1 protein-coding gene is annotated in these 362 nt (G+C 66.6%); it reads right to left on the reverse strand.

Translation table 11 applies throughout. The annotated features are described in order from the left end of the window. Positions 1–181 (reverse strand): PepSY domain-containing protein (locus FG154_RS20915; protein ID WP_145112094.1); only part of this gene is annotated, 181 nt, incomplete at its 3' end. Positions 182–362: the final 181 nt, after the last annotated feature.

The following is a 362-nucleotide window of genomic DNA, read 5'->3' on the forward strand; positions in this document are numbered from 1 at the left end:
CCTTGATCTCGTAGCAGCCGTCGTCGACCTTCAGGCGCCGGATCGTCCAGCCTTCGGTCGCGGCCAGCGCCTCGACCGCGGCGCGGGGCTGCCAGTCGGCCATCGGCACGTTGCAGTCGTCGTCGGCCCATGCGGCCCCAGCCATCACCAGCATCGCCATCGTCAGCAGTCCCGGCCTCATCCTGATCGCCTCTCCCTGGCAGTGTCGTCCTTCTCTCCGGCGCGCCTTACGGCCACCTGACAGGCGGCAGGAAAAGCTGTCAGCCTGCCGTCAGGCAAGCGGCCAAAGATGGCCGGGAACGGTATCGAGAGTGACATGCGTATCCTGCTGGTTGAGGACGACGAGGTTCTGGGCAATGCGG

This window comes from Cereibacter sediminicola (assembly GCF_007668225.1).
Lineage (GTDB): Bacteria > Pseudomonadota > Alphaproteobacteria > Rhodobacterales > Rhodobacteraceae > Cereibacter_A > Cereibacter_A azotoformans.